Below are 16904 nucleotides of genomic sequence, written 5' to 3' on the forward strand. Positions count from 1 at the left end.
CCCCGCCAGCCCAAGCGGGGCGTTGTTTTTGGGGCTTGTCCCTGCACTTGTCCACAACTTTAGGCACGGGGTTTGGGGACAGTTAGCGCTACGTTGGTTTGATCAGCGCAAGTCTTGTGCATCGGGGGCTTGGGCAGGCACAGCGTCCAACGCGGCAATGAATTGGGTCAGACTGGCGCGCTCGGCGCGTTCTTTGAGATACGTCTCTGTGGCCAAAGCGGAAACCTTTTCGGCGACAGCACTGGCGATGAACTGGTTCATCGAGATGTGGTCCTGGCTGGCCATGCTTTTGGCCATGTTGTGCAGTGAGTCGGGCAGGCGAATGCTGATGGTGCTCATGTCAGGTTCTCCATTTGAGCGCGCACAGCCACCGCCACCCCACTGGCCCAATCCATCTGGGTCACATGCCAACCTGGCAATGCATGCAGGGTGCGCAGCAGGGCTTCGACCTTGTCGGCATGACCCTCTGGCCAGTTGGGCTGCGGCAGCATGTCATCGATGACGTACAAACCACCGGGTTTCACCAGAGCCAGGGCTTCGCCCAGCAGGCGGTATTTGCCCGACCAAGTATCGGCAAATACATAGTCATATTGCTGGCCTTGTGCATGCTGCAGGAATTCATCGCCATCGGCACAAACCACCTTCAGGCGCGCATCGTGTCCCAAGTGCCGGTTCAGGATGTCCAACAGGCTGGCGTCGTTGTCCACGGTGGTCAGTGTGGCGCGGGCGTCCATGCCGTCCAGCAGCCAAGCGGTGGACAAACCCGTGCCCGAGCCCAGCTCCAGAAACTGCCCGCCTGGCTTGCTGGCAGCCAATGTGCGCAGCAGCGTGCAGGTCAATGGGTCAGACGGCATCGTGAAGCCTGCAGCTTGTGTGTCTGCCCAAAGGGACGAAATCACGGCTGGGGAGGTGTGTTGGGTGGTCAATGTTTATCCTCGATGAAGCGGGTATCGCCTTGAATCGTTGAGAGGCCTACTCAACGGGAATGGCCAAGATTTATGAATGTGTCGTCAGGCTGACGCCTTGCGCCATTTGTGGGCAGCCACCACGGCAGAGGTCGCCAGCAGGTGGTGCGTCACATCCAGCACGGTGTGCAGGCCCAGCGTTTCACCGCCCGCCACATGCACCACTTGGTGGATCAGAAAAAATAAGCCGTAAAGCGCGGTGATGACCAGCACAAAGCTGCGCCAGGCAGGGCCGCCAAACATCTGGATGCCCACTTGCATGAGCGTGTTGGCACACAGCATGCCGATCAGCACGCGCAGGCCCAGAGTGCCGGGGTCGTGTTGCAGGGTGTGGGTGAGTGCTTCGTATTGCCCGGCCATGGCGTGCTGGAGCGGATCGATCAGCAGCATGGCCAGCAAAACGGCCAGCATGCCCGCCCAGGCGGTACTCAGGATGGTGCGAGGGTTGGTGACGGCGTTCATGGTAATTTGTACTTTTTAAGTATTCAAATGTATCGCCGCCATTCGTGTCATCGTGGGTGAGGCTGCACACGACGCTCCGGTTGCCTACTTTTTGAGCACTCCCCGCCAGACCATGCTGGGCGTGGCTTTCGCGGCTTGTCCCTGCACTTGTCCACACCTTTGGGCACGGTTGTTGGGGACAGTTTTGCGTCTGCCATGTATTCGCGCCATATCCCAAAAGCAGGCTGTCATGACCATCACCACCGTATTTACCAACAACCGCACGCAAGCGATCCGTTTGCCTGCTGATTTGCGATTGCCTGAAGGTGTGAAAAGGTGGAGGTTCGCGCTCGGGGTGTGGAGCGGATCATTTCGCCGGTGGGGCATTCTTGGGACCAGTTCTTTTTGAGTGGCCCCAAGGTCAGCGATGACTTCTTGCCTGAGCGGGCATCGCAAACGCAGCCCGAGCGCGAGGCGCTTTGATGCTGAAATACCTGCTTGACACCAACATCGTGATCTATGTGGTCAAGCGCCGACCACTGGAGGTATTGTCCTGGTTCAATGAAAACGCCGGGCGCATGGCGACTTCGACCATTACTTTGTCTGAGCTGTACCACGGGGCTGAAAAAAAGTACCACGGTGTCGCAAAACCTGGAGGTGATCGAGGAGTTCGCCAGCTTGTTGACCGTGTTGCCCTGCACCGCCAAAGCATCCCAGCATGACGGCGCGATCCGCAGCGATCTTGAAAAAGCAGGCCAGCCCATCGGCGTGAACGATTTGCACATCGCCGCCCATGCCCGCAGCGAAGGGCTGGTGGTCATCACCAACAACCTGTCTGAGTTTGCCTGCGGGCCGGGCCTGATGGTGGAGAACTGGGGCGCGTCTTTCAATTGACGCGGCCGGCTCTACTGATCGCTGTTTTAAGCCTGACCCCTCAACGCCTTTTTCTTTTCGAACGGTTATCCGCCACCAGCGGCCTGCACCTGCGGCCTGAACCACGCCAAAGCGGCGCGGGCCAAAAAAGGCCGCGTGGCGGATTTGGGGTTCAAGCCTGATCGGGTGACGCGGGTGGAGTAAGGCGGCTGGAGTAAAGCGGGTGGATTGATGCTTTTTTAAGCACACCCCGCCAGCCCTTACGGGCTGTGGCTTTGACGGCTTGTCCCTGTGGTTGTCCACAGCTTTGGACACGGGCTGTGTGGGTAATGTACACGCGCGTACGACCAACTTGTGTGAGCCTCTTGTGGTCCACGCATGAATCGTTCAGGACCACACGACGCCTGGTCCGAGGGGATCTGTGCGTTTTGGCGATTCATCAGCCCTGGGGGCACCAGGGTCTGGTCAGCTCAGTTTTTCCCAAACTTGCTCTTGGCGGCTGCGACGCAGCTGGCCTTGGCATCGCCGGACAGTGCATCACACTTCTCGATGGCAACTTTGTAGTCGGCATCGCGCTTTTCGACTGCAGCGTCTTTTTTGGCTTCACCGATTTCTTTGCCCATTTGAGCATCTGCCAGCGCCTTTTTCTCGGTGGCCTTGGCTTCCTGAACGCACACATCTTTGGCGTTGCCTGCGAGGTCGTCGCAGCGTTCTTTGGCTACTTCATAGGCTGATTTCGCTTTCACCACCAGCACTTTGTTGCGATCCGTTGACTTGCCGCTGTAGCTGTATTCCAGTTCAGCGCGAGCGATCTTTTCCTTGGCTTTGGCTTCTTGCGCGCAGATGTCCTTGGCATTGCCTGAGAGCGATTTGCAAGCCGCCTTGTCGGTTTTGTAGCTTGCATTGATCCGCGATTTGCCGGCCTTGTAGTCAGCTTTGCTGATCGTCTCGGCAAATGCCGCAGACAGTGGCAACAGGCTCGCGCACAGGATTGCTGCCGTGATGGTCTTGAGTTTTTTCATGAAAGTTCCCCCTTGAGGTGATGACGGGAACCCATTTACACGCGCATGTCACGTTGACTTCCGTGCGGCATCGTACTCAGCGCCGTTGCCCATTTGCCGCTGGTGGGTTGGACTTTGGTGGGGGCGCAGTTTGGGGTTGCGGTCGGTCGGCAGGGGACTGCTTTCAGCAAAACAGCAGGGCCAGCATGGCCGGATCGTCCATCCCGTTGGTTGTTGTGTAACTGGCCAGGCGATAGAGCAGCAGAGTCAGTTCTTGCATCAAAACTTGTGAATTCATGGCGACTATTTTCGCCAAATAAAGGCGTCCATTGGGGGAGCGGTTGGCCTGAGACCTGTTCGCGCACCTGCAGGCATTGTGTCTCGAACATGCCGCTGCGGCGCTGTCGCTGCGGGGCCACTGGCAAAGTGACGGCACTGCTGAGTCAAGGGCGCACGCAACCGCTCAGTTCCTTGTTCCACTGGTAGCCCGCTGAGGCCTTGCAGCCATGCCCATTGGAGTCGTGGCCGATGATGGGCGCAGGCTTCGCGGCACACACGCCATGTTCGATCAGCCGAGCGCCGGCCGCGTCAAGGACGCAGCGGTTGGGGAACGTGCGGGGGTCTGTCGCCTGGGGCAGCAGGCCACACACTGGCACATATTCGCGGGTGCACAGTTGGCCCATGGCGGCAGTGCCGGTCAGGGCCAAACACAGGGCCAAACACAGGGCCAACAGCGTGCCGTGGAAGGAGACGGTGTGTGTCATGATTTTTGAATGCGTTCACTTGGCGAGCACGGCATGTCGATGGCAGCTTGTCAGGTGGTCGTTGACCATTCCTGCGGCTTGCATGAAGGCGTAGCAGATGGTGGAGCCTACAAATTTGAATCCGGCTTTTTTCAGGGCACGGCTCAAGGCGTCGGATTCGGGCGTTTGTGCAGGGACTTCGGCCGTGCTGCGGCGCTGGTGTTGCAGGGGTTGCCCGTTCACACATTGCCAGACGAAATCGCTGAAACCTTGTCCGCTGGCTTGCAGCGCCAAGAAGGCTTGGGCGTTGGAAATCGTGGCGGCCACCTTGAGCCGATTGCGCACGATACCCGGGTTGGACAGCAGTTCAGCCACTTTTCGTTCACCGTAAGCAGCGATTTTTTCAGGGTCGAATTGATCAAATGCACTGCGGTACGTTTCTCGTTTTTTGAGTACGGTAGACCACGACAGTCCGGCTTGTGCGCCCTCCAGGTTGATCAATTCGAACAGTGCGCGGTCGTCTCGCAGGGGCACACCCCATTCGGTGTCATGGTATTGGCGGTACAGGTCAAAGCCTTCACACCAGGGGCAGCGTTGCATATCTATCCTTGAAGCCGGTATCTATTTGCTCGGTGCCGCCGGTGGCGAAGCCAGCGTACCGTTGGCCAGCGCATCTGCGCCAGCATGGCTGAATTGTCGATCATGCCAAGTGAAGGTTCTCGCGTTGGGTTGGGGTGGCAGGGATGGGAGGCGTTTTGCCGATGTTGACCACACAGAGCAACTGATTCCACGCAAAGCGAAAAATGCATTTATTCGATGTATAATAGAAGTCTTGGTGCGCGGGAATAGCTCAGTTGGTAGAGCGCAACCTTGCCAAGGTTGAGGTCGCGAGTTCGAGCCTCGTTTCCCGCTCCATTGACTGAAAGTTCTTTCCTGATTTTCAGATCAAGGGTCACACTTCTTGTTGTCAGGATTGCACTGACCACGGCGCGATAGCAAATCGGTTATGCAACGGATTGCAAATCCGTCTAGCCCAGTTCGACTCTGGGTCGCGCCTCCACTCCCCCCCAGCTTGTTTGCGATGATGTGGTTTGAGCCACAATCATTGCGTTCAATCCGCTGTTTCAAGCGGTGAGTGTTTGTCCTTGAACGGCTTTTTGCATCGCGATTCCCAAAGCCTTGAAATGGTTCAGCGATTGTGGTGTCGCCACGAGGTATTTGGTTCGCCGATCTGTTTCTCGTTGGCCGATGGCCAAGAGTTTCATTGATCGCAAGCGGCTGAGGCGTTTATGCAGTGTTGCAGGAGACCCCAAATGTCCCAGGTTGATGGCCTCATGAACGGACATCGGGTTGTTGTCTAACCAGCGGATGGCGATTTCCTGCAAAAGCCAAGACTCGTCCGGGCTCAATGTGATGGGCACGTTGTTGGCGTGTGCTTCGCGTAAAAATTGCAGGTAAAGCCATATGGCGACGTCAGGCTCGCCTGGGTGGGTATTCGCTGGGGTGTTCACGGAGGCCTGCTTGAAAAATTGTCATAAACATATTTGTGATTAATTATCGTGTATTTCGGTAACGTTTGTTATTCAAATTGTCGAAAATAAATTTATTAAATTTTTGTCGGTCTTCTCATACCCAAGATGACCTTCGTGCCGTCATTGATCTCGCCGGCGTGCTCAATGCGCCCGAGCCACCCACACGGTCGCTCCCTGAGGGCCGTAAAGTTCGGCATGCGGGACATCGCGAGCCAGGCGGAAGGCATCGCCTGCCTTCAGGTGTTTGACCTCTTCGCCGACGGTCAACCAATATTCGCCCCGTGTCACGCGGGCACTGACGTCAAAGGGGTGGGTGTGGGTGTCCAGCTTCAGGTTGGCTTCCCATTGGCGGACGATGATTTCGTCGAAGCCCTCTTCGAGCGATTGGGCCGTGAAAGATTCGAGTGTGGGTGCGTTCATGGCAGTCCTGGGTGAGTCGGCTTGAGTGTGGGCGTGCGTTGGGCCAGTTTTGATTGCGCTGGTGTTCAGTGGGTGGTGTACCAGTCTTTGACTGCCGCCACATAGCGCTGAACGCCCTGTGCAACGGAGGCCGCTTCCAGCGCGCCATAAGACAGCCGTTGGTAATTGGCATGCGCGGTCTCCAACAGGCCGAATGCAAAACCGGGCAGGGTGGCCACTTTGTGTTTTTCGGTCATGGCGCGGTTGAAGGCCATGGGGTCCGAGATTCCGGGTAATTTCATCAAGACGTAGAACGCGCCTTGTGTCCGGGGATACTGAACCAGGTCACCCAGTCCGTCCAGGGCTTGATAGACCTGCTGGCGTACAGCGGCCAATGCCTGAATTTTGGGTTGGACCCAGTCACGGCCCAGCCTCAGGGCCTCCAGTGCCAGCAACTGCGAGGGCACAGGAGCGCAGATGAGGTTGGTGTCCTGAACCTTGTTCATGGCGCCGAACAAATCAGCAGGGAAGACAACGTAACCCACACGCCAACTGGCCATGCCGTAATTTTTGGACATGGAGTAAAACGACAGGGTGTGACCTTGTGCGCCAGGGATGGAGGCTGGCGAAAAATGCTGGACGCCATCGTAGGTGAAGTACTCATAGGCCTCGTCGCTGAAGTGGTAGATGCCGGCTTTTGCGCACAGGGCGTTCACGGCGCGCAGTGCCTCTTCGCTGTACACGGCACCTGTTGGGTTGTTGGGCGAGACGGTGACGATGGCACGTGTACGGGGTGTGATGGCTGCGGCCAGCGCGTCCACGTCCAGACTCCAGTCGCTGTGGGTCGGCACAGGCACGGGGGTGCAACCGCACATGCGGATGGCCATTTCCTGGTTGAAATAAAAGGGCATGGGCAAGATGAACTCGTCACCGGGGTCGGCCACGGCCATGACGCAGTTCAAAAAAGCCATGTTGCTGCCTGCTGTGACCATCACCAGCGATTCTGTGCCGCACTGCACCCGGTTTTCTTCGGCCAGCTTTTGGCGGAATGCTTCCACCAAGGGCGGTATGCCACTGACGGCTTGGTATTTGTGCAACTGCGGGTCGCTCATGAGGTCTGGCAGGGACGCGACGGCCTGTGCCGGCGGGCCGTAATGGACAACGCCTTGGCCGAGCGAAATGGTGCCGGGGTTGTCGCGCACCAATGCAGCAATGGTGGGAATGATGGGGGTATCAACCCCTTGCATGCGTTGAGATGAGCGTTTCATGGGGACGTGCATGTGGGTGTCAGGGACTGTGCCATCAGGGCCGAGCTCATTTGCCATGGATGGCCAGCAGCTCCACCTCGAACAAAAGGGTCGCGTTGGGCGGGATCACGCCACCCGCACCACGGTCGCCGTAAGCGGTGGCGGGCGGGCAAGTCAGCTTGGCTCGCCCGCCGACTTTCATTTGTTGAACGCCTTCGGTCCAGCAGGCAATGACCCGGTTGAGCGGGAAGTCGATGGCCTCGTTGCGTTTGTATGAGCTGTCGAATTCTTTGCCGTCCGGCAAGGTGCCCCGGTAATGCACTTTGACCTTGTCACTGCTCGTCGGGCTCGCGCCAGTGCCCTCTTTGAGTGAGCGGTACACCATGCCCGATGGCATTTTTTTCGCCCCAGGCTCTTGGGCGGAGGCTGCCGTGATAGTGTTTTGGGCCCAGGCAGGCACCGTGGGTAGCCAGGCCATGACCAGTGCGGCCAGAATGTAAGAAGGTTTCATGGCTGGATTCTTGCGCAATTGACGTGTGGTGTGGTTCACCTTGGGGACAAAGTTGCCAGTCCATCACTTTGGTCAGTGCAAAGTCCAACCATGGGCCTGGTCTGCCGGGGGGCATGCAGGCAACTGTTCCAACCAGCCGGTTGAAGTACTTTGAGGGCCTTTGTGCTTGTGGGGTCAAGATTGCTTAAACTGCCTTTGATTACAGGAGACGGTTTCCATGGCATTGACATTGTTGGCTTTTGACACCCCCAACGCCCGAAAAATCACGGTGGCTTTGGAAGAAATGAGTTTGCCCTATGCGGTCAAGATCGTTGACATCACCCAAAACGAGCAGTTCGATCCTGATTTCCTGAGCATCAGCCCGAACAACAAAATTCCGGCCTTGATCGATACCGAGGGGCCAGATGGCCAGACACAGACGGTGTTCGAATCGGGTGCCATCCTGATTTACCTGGCCGAAAAAACCGGACAGTTTTTGCCTGCCAAGGGCGCAGGGCGTGTGGCCACCTTGGCTTGGCTGATGTTCCAGGTGGGCGGTTTTGGTCCGGCTCCTGGACAGGTGCACCATTTCGTTGCTTTGGCCAACGAAGACGACAAACGCTATGGTTTGCAGCGTTTTATGGCCGAAACACAGCGCTTGTACGGAGTCATGGATCGTCATTTGGCCCATCATGAATTTTTTGCCGACGCGCTGTCCATCGCGGATTTCGCCGTTTTGGGATGGGTTTGGCGTCATGCACGGCACCAAGTGGATCTGGCGCAATTCCCCCATGTCCAACGCTGGTACGAGGCCCTGATGGCTCGGCCAGCCGTTCAGCGGGGGTTTGCGGTGCCATTGCGCAGGTCTTGAGGCGGCGGCAATGGGCTTGAACACGTTTCAAGCAAGCCGCCAGAGTGCCCATTTGGTTTTAAATAAGGCCACGCAGAACGCTGTTCGGACAGAGAGGGCCACTTCTTGTGGCTTAATATCGCTTTGCATTATTTATCTGGAGCCATAGATGGGCAACAAAATCGTCACCGAAGCAGACCGTAAATTCACCCCGCCACTGCCTGCATTGCCAGGCGTGACACTGCGCACGGGCGGCCGTGGCCAGCGCGTCAGCCTCGAGCGCGGCGTTGCAACACGCAGCAAGAAGAACCCAGGCAAGCGCTCCAAAAAAGGCGGTTGATCCACGCGCACGGCCTTGGTTGCCGCGCGAAAGCCAAGCCACTGACGACCTCAGTGGCTTTTTTCATCGTGGGCGCGAGGCCATCAGGCTGACCACGCTGACCTGCAACGGATACATGGGAGGCCCGGAATGTTGATTTCTTATGGTGCGGTTTTGGTAGCAGGGCTGATGCCGGTGGTGTGCGCGGGTATTGCCAAGTCCGGCTTCAAGGGCTATGACAACAGCAACCCCCGTGCCTGGTTGGCGCAGCAAACTGGCTTTCGGGCGCGTGCCAATGCGGCGCAAGCCAACTGTTTTGAGGCGTTTCCCTTTTTTGCAGTGGGCGTTGTGTTGGCGTTGCTGACCGGCGTAGACCCCCACCGGGTGGACGCGATGTCGATCTTTTTCATCGTGGCCCGTGTGGCCTATGTGGTTTGTTATGTGAGCGACAAAGCCAAATGGCGCACCATGGTCTGGTCGGCGGCCTATTTGACGGTCGTGGCTTTGTATGCGATGGCCATGCTGAATTTGCAAATGAGTTGAGTCTGGAAAAGACCGTTCTCAAGGCACAATAGAGCCTCTGCCCCGGTGGTGAAACTGGTAGACACACCGGACTTAAAATCCGTTGCTTCCTTAAAAGGGGCGTGCCGGTTCGATTCCGGCTCGGGGCACCAAAGTACACAAAAGCATCATCATGAACCACGACAACGCACCGCTTGAAATCCACGTGCATGGTGATGTGCCGATCAAACCCGGCACCGACATCAAATCCATTCAGGAAGCACTCAAACCGCTTTGGCATTACGCAGGAGCGAGGACCCTGAGTGAGGGGTCTCTCAGTCTTTACGAAGAAGAGCCTGGCATCCGCTTCGATGCCGGCAGTCAGCGTCTGCAAATGTGCTGGACGGTGCGTGGGGATGAAGATTTCCGCATGGTCATGGATGACCTTTGCATGAACCTCAACGAGTTGTCGGCCTCGGGTACGCAAATCGAGGTCACTTTTTACGACACCGAATTCGACGATGAGGACGAAGCCAGCGGAGCCGAATCGCGCGACGATTTCGTGATGCTGTTTGTCGGACCCGATCCGGGGGCCATCATGCAGGCCCAGCGCGACCTGTTGATCCACGATGTGGTCAACATGATGGAGCGCCACTTTGACGGTGCCGAGTTGTCGGGTGTGGTGGCCGAAATTGACAAACTGTTCAGTCAGCGCTTTGAAAACCTGGTCAGCTCGCTGGAGCTGGGCAAGCCGCCCAAGGGCTCGGGTGGCAACGGCAGTGGTGGCCACGGCGGCAGCGGTCGCCGCCCGCGTCATTTGCACTGAAGCTCAGCGTCATGAAGTCCTTGTTGACGCGCGACGCCCTGAACCCCGGTGTTCGGCTGCGTGAGGTGTTTGGCTGGGCGATGTACGACTTCGCCAATTCGGGTTACACCACGGTGGTCATCACGGCGGTGTTTGCCGCTTATTTTGTGGGCGGTGTGGCGCAAGGCGCTGATTGGGCCACGCTGGCCTGGACCGCTGGCCTGAGCGTGTCCTATGCCATCGTGATGCTGACCATGCCAGGCCTGGGGGCATGGGCAGACCGCACGGCGGGCAAGAAGCGTTTGTTGATGGTCGTGACGGCCGCTTGCGTGCTGAGCACCGCTGCGCTGGCGCTGGTTGGGCCAGGGCAGGTGGCTTTGGGGCTGGGCTTGTTGATCCTTTCCAACACTTTCTTTTCTTATGGCGAGTCGCTGACCGCTTCTTTCTTGCCCGAATTGGCCAAACCTGAGGCCATGGGCCGCGTCAGCGGTTGGGGCTGGTCGCTGGGTTACATCGGCGGCATGCTGACGCTGGGTGTTTGCCTGGCGTACGTGCTGGCCGCCCAGTCGCGGGGCGAAAGTGGCAGCCAGTTTGTGCCGGTGACCATGCTGATCACAGCGCTGGTTTATGGCGGCGCGGCCTGCGTGACGTTTGCCTTGCTGCGTGAGCATTCACCGCCTTTGCCCGATGCACCGGTGGTGGGCATGTTGCAAAGTCTGCGGCAACTGCGGCAGACCTTGCGCAATGCACGTCCTTACAAGGACTTCGTCAGCCTGATGGCCTGTGCGGTGGCTTATCAAGGTGGGGTGGCGGTGGCGATCTCACTGGCGGCCATTTACGCCGAGCAGGTGATTGGGTTTCAGCCGCAAGAGACCATGGTGTTGATTTTTGTGCTCAACATCGCCGCCTTTGTCGGTGCCTTTGTGTTTGGCTACGCCCAGGACCGTATTGGCCACAAGCTGGCTTTGGCGCTGACCTTGCTGGGCTGGATCCTGACCTGTTTGATCGCGGCCTTTTCCAGCACCAAAGAGGTCTTCTGGTGGGCTGCGGCCATTGCCGGGGTGTGCATGGGCTCCAGCCAGTCTTCTGGGCGTGCCATGGCCGGCCTGATGGTGCCGCCGCATCGCTTGGGTGAGTTTTTTGGTTTGTGGACTTTTGCCATTCGACTGGCCAGCATCCTTGGGCCTTTGAGCTATGGCCTGATCACTTGGCTGAGCGGTGGCAACCAGCGTCTGGCCATCGGCTCCACCTCCCTGTTGTTTGTGCTGGGCCTGGTGTTGCTGATGCCGGTCAATGTGGCGCGAGGGCGTCGCATGGCGCTGGGGCAGGGCGCAGACTGATCCAGACCGCGCCCGTTGGGCCGCGCCTTCAAACTTGGGTTGGCGCTTTGTGGCATGCCGCATGTGGCAGACCCAGCCAGCGTTGGGATGCTGCCTGAAGGCCGTGCAAGTCACCTGTGGTGAACAAGCTCATGCGTTGCGCGGCCGATGCGGGTGCCGGGCCATGACGCAGCAGGCCGGCGGCCTCCAGCAAGCGCCGTGTTTGCCGGGCCACGGCCTCACCGGTAGATACCAGTTGCACATCGGGCCCCAGCAGCGCCCTCAGTGGCTTTTCCACAAAAACGTAATGGGTGCAGCCCAGCACCAGCGTGTCCATCTGGCCTGGGCCTGGGCCAAAAGCGCCCATGGCCGAGGTGTATTGCGCCAGCAGTGCGGCGATCCGTCCTTCGGCTTCTTTGGCTTCTTCGGCTGAGCCGGGCAGGGTGCTTTGCTCAATGGCCAGGGCCAGGCCGTTGCAGGCTTGCACCGTGAATTTGGCTTGGCCCTGTACCGAGTCGAGCAAACGCGCAAATTTGTCACTGGCCACGGTGCCCCGGGTGGCGATCACCCCAATGTGGCCCGTCTGGCTCAAGGCCACGGCGGGTTTGAGGGCGGGCTCGACCCCCACCAGCGGCAGCAGTGGGTGCCGGGTGCGCAGCTCATGGATGGCCGCTGCGGTAGCAGTATTGCAGGCCACCACCAGCGCCTTGATCTGGTGTTGCGCCATCAAATGATCGGCAATGGCGTGCGTGCGTTGCCGCACAAACAGATCGGTTTTTTCACCGTAAGGCGCGTGGGCGTTGTCGGCCAGGTACACGAAATGCTCGTGGGGCAGCGCGCTTTGCAGCGCCTGCAACACGCTCAGGCCGCCAATGCCGCTGTCGAAGACCCCGATGGGGTGCGAAGACGCTGCGCTCATGTCAGGGCAGTTCGTGCAAAGCGGTGTGCATTTGAAAAAAAGGCCGCGTCAGCGGCCTTTCTGGCAAGTGGCCCATCAAAGTGGCCCATCAGCCAGCCGTCACGCCAATGCCCTTGAACTCGCCGGTGGCGATGCGCTTTTGCCATTCGGCAGGTCCCGTGATGTGGGCGCTGGTGCCGCCCGCGTCCACTGCCACCGTCACGGGCATGTCCACCACGTCAAATTCGTAGATGGCTTCCATGCCCATGTCGGCAAAGCCCACGACCTGGGCGTGCTTGATGGCTTTGGACACGAGGTAGGCCGCACCGCCCACGGCCATCAGGTAAGCGCTCTTGTGCTTCTTGATGGCTTCGATGGCGACCGGGCCGCGCTCGGCCTTGCCGATCATGGCGATCAGGCCGGTGTTGGCCAGCATCATCTCGGTGAAGCCGTCCATGCGGGTGGCTGTAGTGGGGCCTGCGGGGCCCACGGCCTCGTCGCCCACGGGGTCCACCGGGCCCACGTAATAGATCACGCGGTTGGTGAAGTCCACGGGCAGTTTTTCGCCCTTGGCCAGCATGTCCTGGATGCGTTTGTGCGCAGCGTCACGGCCGGTGAGCATCTTGCCGTTGAGCAACAGGGTCTGGCCAGGTTTCCAGGCAGCGACTTGCTCGGGTGTCAGGGTGTTCAGGTCCACGCGCTGGCTTTTCTCGGTGTCGGCCGTCCAGCCCACGTTGGGCCACAGGTCCAGCGAAGGCGCTTCCAAATAAGTGGGGCCTGAGCCGTCGAGCACAAAGTGCGCGTGGCGCGTGGCGGCGCAGTTGGGGATCATGGCCACAGGCTTGCTGGCCGCGTGGGTGGGGTACATCTTGATCTTGATGTCGAGCACGGTGGTGAGACCGCCCAAGCCCTGCGCGCCAATGCCCAAGGCGTTGACCTTGTGGTACAGCTCCAGGCGCATTTCTTCGACTTGGTCGAGCTTTTCGCCCTTGCTGGATTTTTCGAGCAGCTGGTACATGTCCAGGTCGTCCATCAAGCTTTCTTTGGCCAGCAGCACCGCTTTTTCGGCCGTGCCGCCAATGCCGATGCCCAGCATGCCGGGCGGGCACCAGCCAGCACCCATGGTGGGCACGGTTTTGAGCACCCAGTCCACGATGCTGTCGCCGGGGTTGAGCATGATCAACTTGGACTTGTTTTCGCTGCCGCCGCCTTTGGCGGCTACGGTCACGTGCACATGGTGGCCGGGCACGATCTTGGTGAAGATCACAGCAGGGGTGTTGTCCTTGGTGTTTTTGCGGTTGAAGTGCGGGTCCGACACGACCGATGCACGCAGCATGTTGTCGGCATAGTTGTAGCCACGGCGCACGCCTTCGTTGACTGCGTCTTCCAGGCTGCCGGTGAAGCCGTCGAACTTCACATCCATGCCCACTTCAAGGAACACGTTCACGATGCCCGTGTCCTGGCAAATCGGGCGGTGGCCGAAGGCGCTCATCTTGCTGTTGGTCAGGATCTGCGCAATCGCGTCCTTGGCGGCCGGGCTTTGCTCGCGCTCATAAGCGCTGGCCAGGTGCGAGATGAAGTCAGCCGGGTGGTAGTAGCTGATGTACTGCAGCGCGGCGGCGACGGATTCGATCAGGTCGTCTTGTTTGATCAGTGTGGTCATGGTGGTGTGGGTCCCGTGAAAATCAAAAACCAGGTGTTGTCAGGCGCTGTTGGGCGCTGTAGGGCGCTGTGAGGTGCTCAGTGGGCCTTGTCGTGGTGCGACATCAGGCGGTCAGCGTAGGCAATGGCGATGGCGCTGAGCAGGAAAGCCATGTGGATGAGGGTCTGCCACATCAGCACTTTTTCGTCGTAGTTGGCGGCGTTGATGAAGGTCTTGAGCAGGTGGATCGAGCTGATGCCGATGATGGCTGTGCCCAGCTTGACCTTGAGCACCGAGGCGTTGACATGGCTCAGCCATTCAGGTTGGTCTGGGTGGCCCTCCAGGTTCAGGCGCGAGACAAAGGTTTCGTAACCGCCCACGATGACCATGATCAGCAAGTTGGAGATCATGACCACGTCAATCAGCGCAAGCACGACCAACATGATCACGGTTTCGTTCAGGGCGGTCAGCTGCACATCGGCTTTGTAACCAATGCTGCTGACCAAAGCTTGCAGTGCGGTCTGACTGCCAAAGGCGGCTTCCAGCAAATGCACCAGCTCCACCCAGAAATGGAACACATACACCGCTTGCGCAGCAATCAGGCCCAGGTACAAAGGCAATTGCAACCATCGGCTGGCGAAGATGAAACTGCTCAGAGGGCTCAAGGAATTTTTTTGTGAGGGATTGGGTTTGGACATGATTTTCCTGAGTGGGAAGTCCGCGACTTCGGGCAAACCCGGATTTTAGGGCTTAGATCATTGCTTCCGTGTGAAGGCCGTGCAAGTCTGATGTCAGTCAGTGCTTTGTAAGAGCGAACGCCGACATTTGCAGCAGTTTCAAAAAACGCCCTGTCATTGAGGAGACAAATCAGATGAGTGCCACCATTTACCAACCCAGCGCAGACTTCGTCAAAAACGCGAATATTTCCGGCATGGCCGCCTACCAGGCACTGTGCAAAGAAGCCGAAACCGACTACCAAGGTTTTTGGGGCCGTCTTGCCAAAGAGCTGATCACCTGGAAGACGCCTTTCACCAAGGTGCTCGACGAATCCAACGCGCCTTTCTTCAAGTGGTTCGAAGACGGCACTTTGAACGCTTCTTACAACTGCCTGGACCGCAACGTTGAAAAAGGCCTAGGCGACAAGACCGCCATCATTTTTGAAGCCGATGGCGGCGAAGTGACCAAAGTCACCTACAGCCAGTTGCTGGCCAAGACCTGCCAATACGCCAACGCGCTCAAATCCCTGGGCATCCAAAAGGGTGACCGCGTGGTCATCTACATCTCCATGTCGATTGACGGCGTGGCCGCCATGCAAGCTTGCGCCCGCATCGGCGCCACCCACTCGGTGGTGTTCGGTGGCTTCTCTGCCCAGTCGCTGCGTGACCGCATCGAAGACACCGGCGCTGTCGCCGTCATCACCGCTGACCACCAAGTGCGCGGTGGCAAGCAACTGCCTTTGAAGTCCATCGTTGATGAAGCCCTGTCTTTGGGTGGCTGCGAGGCCATCAAGAACGTGCTGGTCGTCAAGCGCTCGGGTTCCGAGATCGCCATGACCGCAGGCCGTGACCTGTGGATGGCCGACGTGGCCGACCAACAGGCCACCACCTGCGAGCCAGAGTGGGTGAGCGCAGAGCACCCTTTGTTCTTGCTCTACACATCGGGCTCCACCGGCAAGCCCAAAGGCGTGCAACACAGCACCGGCGGCTATTTGCTGCATGCCGCTTTGACCACAAAATGGACCTTCGACCTGAAGGCAGACGACGTGTTCTGGTGCACCGCCGACATCGGTTGGGTCACAGGCCACACCTACATCACCTACGGCCCCCTGGCTTTGGGCGGCACCGAAATCGTGTTCGAAGGCGTGCCCACATACCCCGACGCTGGCCGCTTCTGGAAGATGATTCAGGACCACAAAGCTACCATCTTCTACACCGCGCCCACCGCCATCCGCTCGCTGATCAAAGCCGCTGAAGCCAACGATGCGGTGCACCCCAAGAGTTACGACCTCTCCAGCCTGCGTTTGCTGGGTTCGGTCGGCGAGCCGATCAACCCTGCCGCATGGGAGTGGTACCACCAGCACGTCGGTGGCGGCAATTGCCCCATCGTCGACACCTTCTGGCAAACCGAAACCGGTGGCCACATGATCACCCCGCTGCCTGGCGTCACGCCCATGGTGCCCGGTTCTTGCACACTGCCGTTCCCCGGTATCCAGGCCGCTATCGTGAGCGAAACCGGTGACGACATGCCCAATGGCCAAGGCGGCATTTTGGTCGTCAAGCGCCCATGGCCTTCCATGATCCGCAACATCTGGGGCGACCCTGAGCGCTTCAAGAAGAGCTACTACCCTGAAGACTTCAAGGGCAAGTACTACTTGGCTGGCGACGGCGCGATCCGCGACGAGAAAACCGGTTACTTCACCATCACCGGCCGCATCGACGATGTGCTGAACGTGTCGGGTCACCGCATGGGCACGATGGAAATCGAATCGGCCCTGGTCAGCTGCACCGAGCTGGTGGCCGAAGCCGCTGTGGTGGGCCGCCCTGACGACACGACGGGTGAGGCGATTTGCGCCTTCGTGGTGCTCAAGCGTGCACTGCCCAATGGCGACGAAGGCAAAGCGATTGCCAAGCAACTGCGCGACCACATCGCCAAGGAAATCGGCCCCATCGCCAAGCCCAAGGACATCCGCTTTGGCGAGAACCTGCCCAAGACCCGTTCGGGCAAGATCATGCGCCGCCTGCTGCGCTCGCTGGCCAAAGGCGAAGAGATCACGCAGGACATCTCGACACTGGAGAACCCCGCCATCCTGGGTCAGCTAGGTCAGGCTTATTGATGCCTGCGGGCTGCGCGCCCGTTGTACTCGGTAAAAAAGAAGAAAG

The 16904-nt window shown here is 58.8% G+C and carries 20 protein-coding genes, 3 tRNA genes and 1 pseudogene; 11 read left to right on the forward strand and 13 right to left on the reverse strand.

Going from position 1 to position 16904, the window contains the following annotated elements; genetic code table 11:
* Nucleotides 1–102: 102 nt before the first annotated feature.
* The 3 genes from B9Z47_RS14640 to B9Z47_RS14650 all read right to left on the reverse strand — a co-directional run bounded on the left by B9Z47_RS14640 (nucleotide 103) and on the right by B9Z47_RS14650 (nucleotide 1427).
* The gene (locus tag B9Z47_RS14640; protein ID WP_108331978.1) at nucleotides 103–339 is read right to left on the reverse strand and encodes a DUF6290 family protein; all 237 of its coding nucleotides are present in this window, start codon (nucleotides 337–339) and stop codon (nucleotides 103–105) included.
* The gene (locus tag B9Z47_RS14645) at nucleotides 336–926 is read right to left on the reverse strand and encodes an O-methyltransferase (protein WP_199226419.1); all 591 of its coding nucleotides are present in this window, start codon (nucleotides 924–926) and stop codon (nucleotides 336–338) included. Before B9Z47_RS14645 ends, B9Z47_RS14640 begins: the two co-directional genes overlap by 4 nt.
* A gap of 84 nt (nucleotides 927–1010) precedes the next feature.
* Complete coding sequence (locus B9Z47_RS14650; RefSeq protein ID WP_108331979.1) at nucleotides 1011–1427, reverse strand: hypothetical protein; 417 nt, start codon at nucleotides 1425–1427, stop codon at nucleotides 1011–1013.
* Between the two features lie 229 nt (nucleotides 1428–1656).
* Between B9Z47_RS14650 and B9Z47_RS14655 the strand changes: the two genes are divergently transcribed.
* Nucleotides 1657–1815 (forward strand): AbrB/MazE/SpoVT family DNA-binding domain-containing protein, encoded by a 159-nt coding sequence (locus tag B9Z47_RS14655; RefSeq protein WP_304598458.1) that lies wholly within the window; start codon nucleotides 1657–1659, stop codon nucleotides 1813–1815.
* Between the two features lie 73 nt (nucleotides 1816–1888).
* Nucleotides 1889–2300 (forward strand): annotated as a pseudogene (locus B9Z47_RS19225) (PIN domain-containing protein).
* Between the two features lie 449 nt (nucleotides 2301–2749).
* Here the strand turns inward: B9Z47_RS19225 and B9Z47_RS14665 are convergent.
* The 3 genes from B9Z47_RS14665 to B9Z47_RS14675 form a co-directional block, all read right to left on the reverse strand.
* Complete coding sequence (locus B9Z47_RS14665) at nucleotides 2750–3301, reverse strand: hypothetical protein (RefSeq protein WP_108331980.1); 552 nt, start codon at nucleotides 3299–3301, stop codon at nucleotides 2750–2752.
* 422 nt (nucleotides 3302–3723) lie between these two features.
* Nucleotides 3724–4044 carry a Kazal-type serine protease inhibitor gene (locus tag B9Z47_RS14670; RefSeq protein WP_108331981.1) on the reverse strand — a complete coding sequence of 107 codons (321 nt, stop codon included), beginning with the start codon at nucleotides 4042–4044 and terminating at the stop codon, nucleotides 3724–3726.
* A gap of 15 nt (nucleotides 4045–4059) precedes the next feature.
* Nucleotides 4060–4623, reverse strand: a complete 564-nt coding sequence (locus B9Z47_RS14675) for a DNA-3-methyladenine glycosylase I (protein WP_108331982.1) — start codon at nucleotides 4621–4623, stop codon at nucleotides 4060–4062.
* Between the two features lie 239 nt (nucleotides 4624–4862).
* Between B9Z47_RS14675 and B9Z47_RS14680 the strand changes: the two genes are divergently transcribed.
* Nucleotides 4863–4938: transfer RNA gene (locus tag B9Z47_RS14680), tRNA-Gly, on the forward strand.
* A 71-nt stretch (nucleotides 4939–5009) separates the two neighbouring features.
* A tRNA-Cys gene (locus B9Z47_RS14685) sits at nucleotides 5010–5083 on the forward strand.
* Nucleotides 5084–5147: 64 nt separating this feature from the next.
* Here B9Z47_RS14685 and B9Z47_RS14690 read toward each other — a convergent pair.
* The 4 genes from B9Z47_RS14690 to B9Z47_RS14705 form a co-directional block, all read right to left on the reverse strand.
* Nucleotides 5148–5534: a hypothetical protein gene (locus B9Z47_RS14690; protein WP_108331983.1), complete on the reverse strand. Its 387-nt coding sequence runs from the start codon at nucleotides 5532–5534 to the stop codon at nucleotides 5148–5150.
* Nucleotides 5535–5696: 162 nt separating this feature from the next.
* On the reverse strand, nucleotides 5697–5975 hold the full coding sequence (locus tag B9Z47_RS14695) for a cupin domain-containing protein (RefSeq protein ID WP_108331984.1): 279 nt from the start codon (nucleotides 5973–5975) through the stop codon (nucleotides 5697–5699).
* Between the two features lie 65 nt (nucleotides 5976–6040).
* Complete coding sequence (locus B9Z47_RS14700) at nucleotides 6041–7222, reverse strand: pyridoxal phosphate-dependent aminotransferase (RefSeq protein ID WP_108332049.1); 1182 nt, start codon at nucleotides 7220–7222, stop codon at nucleotides 6041–6043.
* Between the two features lie 46 nt (nucleotides 7223–7268).
* On the reverse strand, nucleotides 7269–7679 hold the full coding sequence (locus tag B9Z47_RS14705) for an FKBP-type peptidyl-prolyl cis-trans isomerase (RefSeq protein ID WP_369912412.1): 411 nt from the start codon (nucleotides 7677–7679) through the stop codon (nucleotides 7269–7271).
* A 250-nt stretch (nucleotides 7680–7929) separates the two neighbouring features.
* Between B9Z47_RS14705 and B9Z47_RS14710 the strand changes: the two genes are divergently transcribed.
* The 6 genes from B9Z47_RS14710 (at nucleotide 7930) to B9Z47_RS14730 (ending at nucleotide 11506) form a co-directional block, all read left to right on the forward strand.
* Nucleotides 7930–8562 carry a glutathione S-transferase family protein gene (locus tag B9Z47_RS14710; protein WP_108331985.1) on the forward strand — a complete coding sequence of 211 codons (633 nt, stop codon included), beginning with the start codon at nucleotides 7930–7932 and terminating at the stop codon, nucleotides 8560–8562.
* Nucleotides 8563–8710: 148 nt separating this feature from the next.
* Complete coding sequence (locus tag B9Z47_RS18755) at nucleotides 8711–8881, forward strand: hypothetical protein (protein WP_194944765.1); 171 nt, start codon at nucleotides 8711–8713, stop codon at nucleotides 8879–8881.
* Nucleotides 8882–9010: 129 nt separating this feature from the next.
* Nucleotides 9011–9403 (forward strand): MAPEG family protein, encoded by a 393-nt coding sequence (locus tag B9Z47_RS14715; protein WP_108331986.1) that lies wholly within the window; start codon nucleotides 9011–9013, stop codon nucleotides 9401–9403.
* Nucleotides 9404–9442: 39 nt separating this feature from the next.
* Nucleotides 9443–9534: transfer RNA gene (locus B9Z47_RS14720), tRNA-Leu, on the forward strand.
* A gap of 20 nt (nucleotides 9535–9554) precedes the next feature.
* Entirely contained in the window at nucleotides 9555–10187 is a 633-nt protein-coding gene (locus tag B9Z47_RS14725; RefSeq protein ID WP_108331987.1) for a DUF6806 family protein, read from the forward strand.
* An 11-nt stretch (nucleotides 10188–10198) separates the two neighbouring features.
* Nucleotides 10199–11506, forward strand: coding sequence for an MFS transporter (locus B9Z47_RS14730; protein ID WP_108331988.1), 1308 nt, complete (start codon nucleotides 10199–10201; stop codon nucleotides 11504–11506).
* Nucleotides 11507–11534: 28 nt separating this feature from the next.
* On the opposite strand, the gene murI is transcribed toward B9Z47_RS14730, so the two are convergent.
* The 3 genes from murI to B9Z47_RS14745 all read right to left on the reverse strand — a co-directional run bounded on the left by murI (nucleotide 11535) and on the right by B9Z47_RS14745 (nucleotide 14723).
* Nucleotides 11535–12404, reverse strand: a complete 870-nt coding sequence (gene murI, locus B9Z47_RS14735; protein ID WP_108331989.1) for a glutamate racemase — start codon at nucleotides 12402–12404, stop codon at nucleotides 11535–11537.
* 88 nt (nucleotides 12405–12492) lie between these two features.
* Nucleotides 12493–14046, reverse strand: a complete 1554-nt coding sequence (locus B9Z47_RS14740) for a fumarate hydratase (RefSeq protein WP_108331990.1) — start codon at nucleotides 14044–14046, stop codon at nucleotides 12493–12495.
* A gap of 77 nt (nucleotides 14047–14123) precedes the next feature.
* Nucleotides 14124–14723 carry a TIGR00645 family protein gene (locus tag B9Z47_RS14745; RefSeq protein WP_108331991.1) on the reverse strand — a complete coding sequence of 200 codons (600 nt, stop codon included), beginning with the start codon at nucleotides 14721–14723 and terminating at the stop codon, nucleotides 14124–14126.
* 173 nt (nucleotides 14724–14896) lie between these two features.
* Between B9Z47_RS14745 and acs the strand changes: the two genes are divergently transcribed.
* Nucleotides 14897–16858 (forward strand): acetate--CoA ligase, encoded by a 1962-nt coding sequence (acs, locus tag B9Z47_RS14750; protein ID WP_108331992.1) that lies wholly within the window; start codon nucleotides 14897–14899, stop codon nucleotides 16856–16858.
* Nucleotides 16859–16904: the final 46 nt, after the last annotated feature.

This window comes from Limnohabitans sp. 2KL-1 (genome assembly GCF_003063435.1).
GTDB lineage: Bacteria > Pseudomonadota > Gammaproteobacteria > Burkholderiales > Burkholderiaceae_C > Limnohabitans_A.

What these genes read in the sequence shown, in the direction of transcription:
- B9Z47_RS14640 (WP_108331978.1), bottom strand. Translation starts at nt 339, where the DNA reads ATGAGCACCATCAGCATTCGCCTGCCCGACTCACTGCACAACATGGCC.
- B9Z47_RS14650 (WP_108331979.1), bottom strand. Translation starts at nt 1,427, where the DNA reads ATGAACGCCGTCACCAACCCTCGCACCATCCTGAGTACCGCCTGGGCG.
- B9Z47_RS14655 (WP_304598458.1), top strand. Translation starts at nt 1,657, where the DNA reads ATGACCATCACCACCGTATTTACCAACAACCGCACGCAAGCGATCCGT.
- B9Z47_RS14665 (WP_108331980.1), bottom strand. Translation starts at nt 3,301, where the DNA reads ATGAAAAAACTCAAGACCATCACGGCAGCAATCCTGTGCGCGAGCCTG.
- B9Z47_RS14670 (WP_108331981.1), bottom strand. Translation starts at nt 4,044, where the DNA reads ATGACACACACCGTCTCCTTCCACGGCACGCTGTTGGCCCTGTGTTTG.
- B9Z47_RS14675 (WP_108331982.1), bottom strand. Translation starts at nt 4,623, where the DNA reads ATGCAACGCTGCCCCTGGTGTGAAGGCTTTGACCTGTACCGCCAATAC.
- B9Z47_RS14695 (WP_108331984.1), bottom strand. Translation starts at nt 5,975, where the DNA reads ATGAACGCACCCACACTCGAATCTTTCACGGCCCAATCGCTCGAAGAG.
- B9Z47_RS14700 (WP_108332049.1), bottom strand. Translation starts at nt 7,222, where the DNA reads ATGAAACGCTCATCTCAACGCATGCAAGGGGTTGATACCCCCATCATT.
- B9Z47_RS14705 (WP_369912412.1), bottom strand. Translation starts at nt 7,679, where the DNA reads ATGGCCTGGCTACCCACGGTGCCTGCCTGGGCCCAAAACACTATCACG.
- B9Z47_RS14710 (WP_108331985.1), top strand. Translation starts at nt 7,930, where the DNA reads ATGGCATTGACATTGTTGGCTTTTGACACCCCCAACGCCCGAAAAATC.
- B9Z47_RS18755 (WP_194944765.1), top strand. Translation starts at nt 8,711, where the DNA reads ATGGGCAACAAAATCGTCACCGAAGCAGACCGTAAATTCACCCCGCCA.
- B9Z47_RS14715 (WP_108331986.1), top strand. Translation starts at nt 9,011, where the DNA reads ATGTTGATTTCTTATGGTGCGGTTTTGGTAGCAGGGCTGATGCCGGTG.
- B9Z47_RS14725 (WP_108331987.1), top strand. Translation starts at nt 9,555, where the DNA reads ATGAACCACGACAACGCACCGCTTGAAATCCACGTGCATGGTGATGTG.
- B9Z47_RS14730 (WP_108331988.1), top strand. Translation starts at nt 10,199, where the DNA reads ATGAAGTCCTTGTTGACGCGCGACGCCCTGAACCCCGGTGTTCGGCTG.
- murI (WP_108331989.1), bottom strand. Translation starts at nt 12,404, where the DNA reads ATGAGCGCAGCGTCTTCGCACCCCATCGGGGTCTTCGACAGCGGCATT.
- B9Z47_RS14740 (WP_108331990.1), bottom strand. Translation starts at nt 14,046, where the DNA reads ATGACCACACTGATCAAACAAGACGACCTGATCGAATCCGTCGCCGCC.
- B9Z47_RS14745 (WP_108331991.1), bottom strand. Translation starts at nt 14,723, where the DNA reads ATGTCCAAACCCAATCCCTCACAAAAAAATTCCTTGAGCCCTCTGAGC.
- acs (WP_108331992.1), top strand. Translation starts at nt 14,897, where the DNA reads ATGAGTGCCACCATTTACCAACCCAGCGCAGACTTCGTCAAAAACGCG.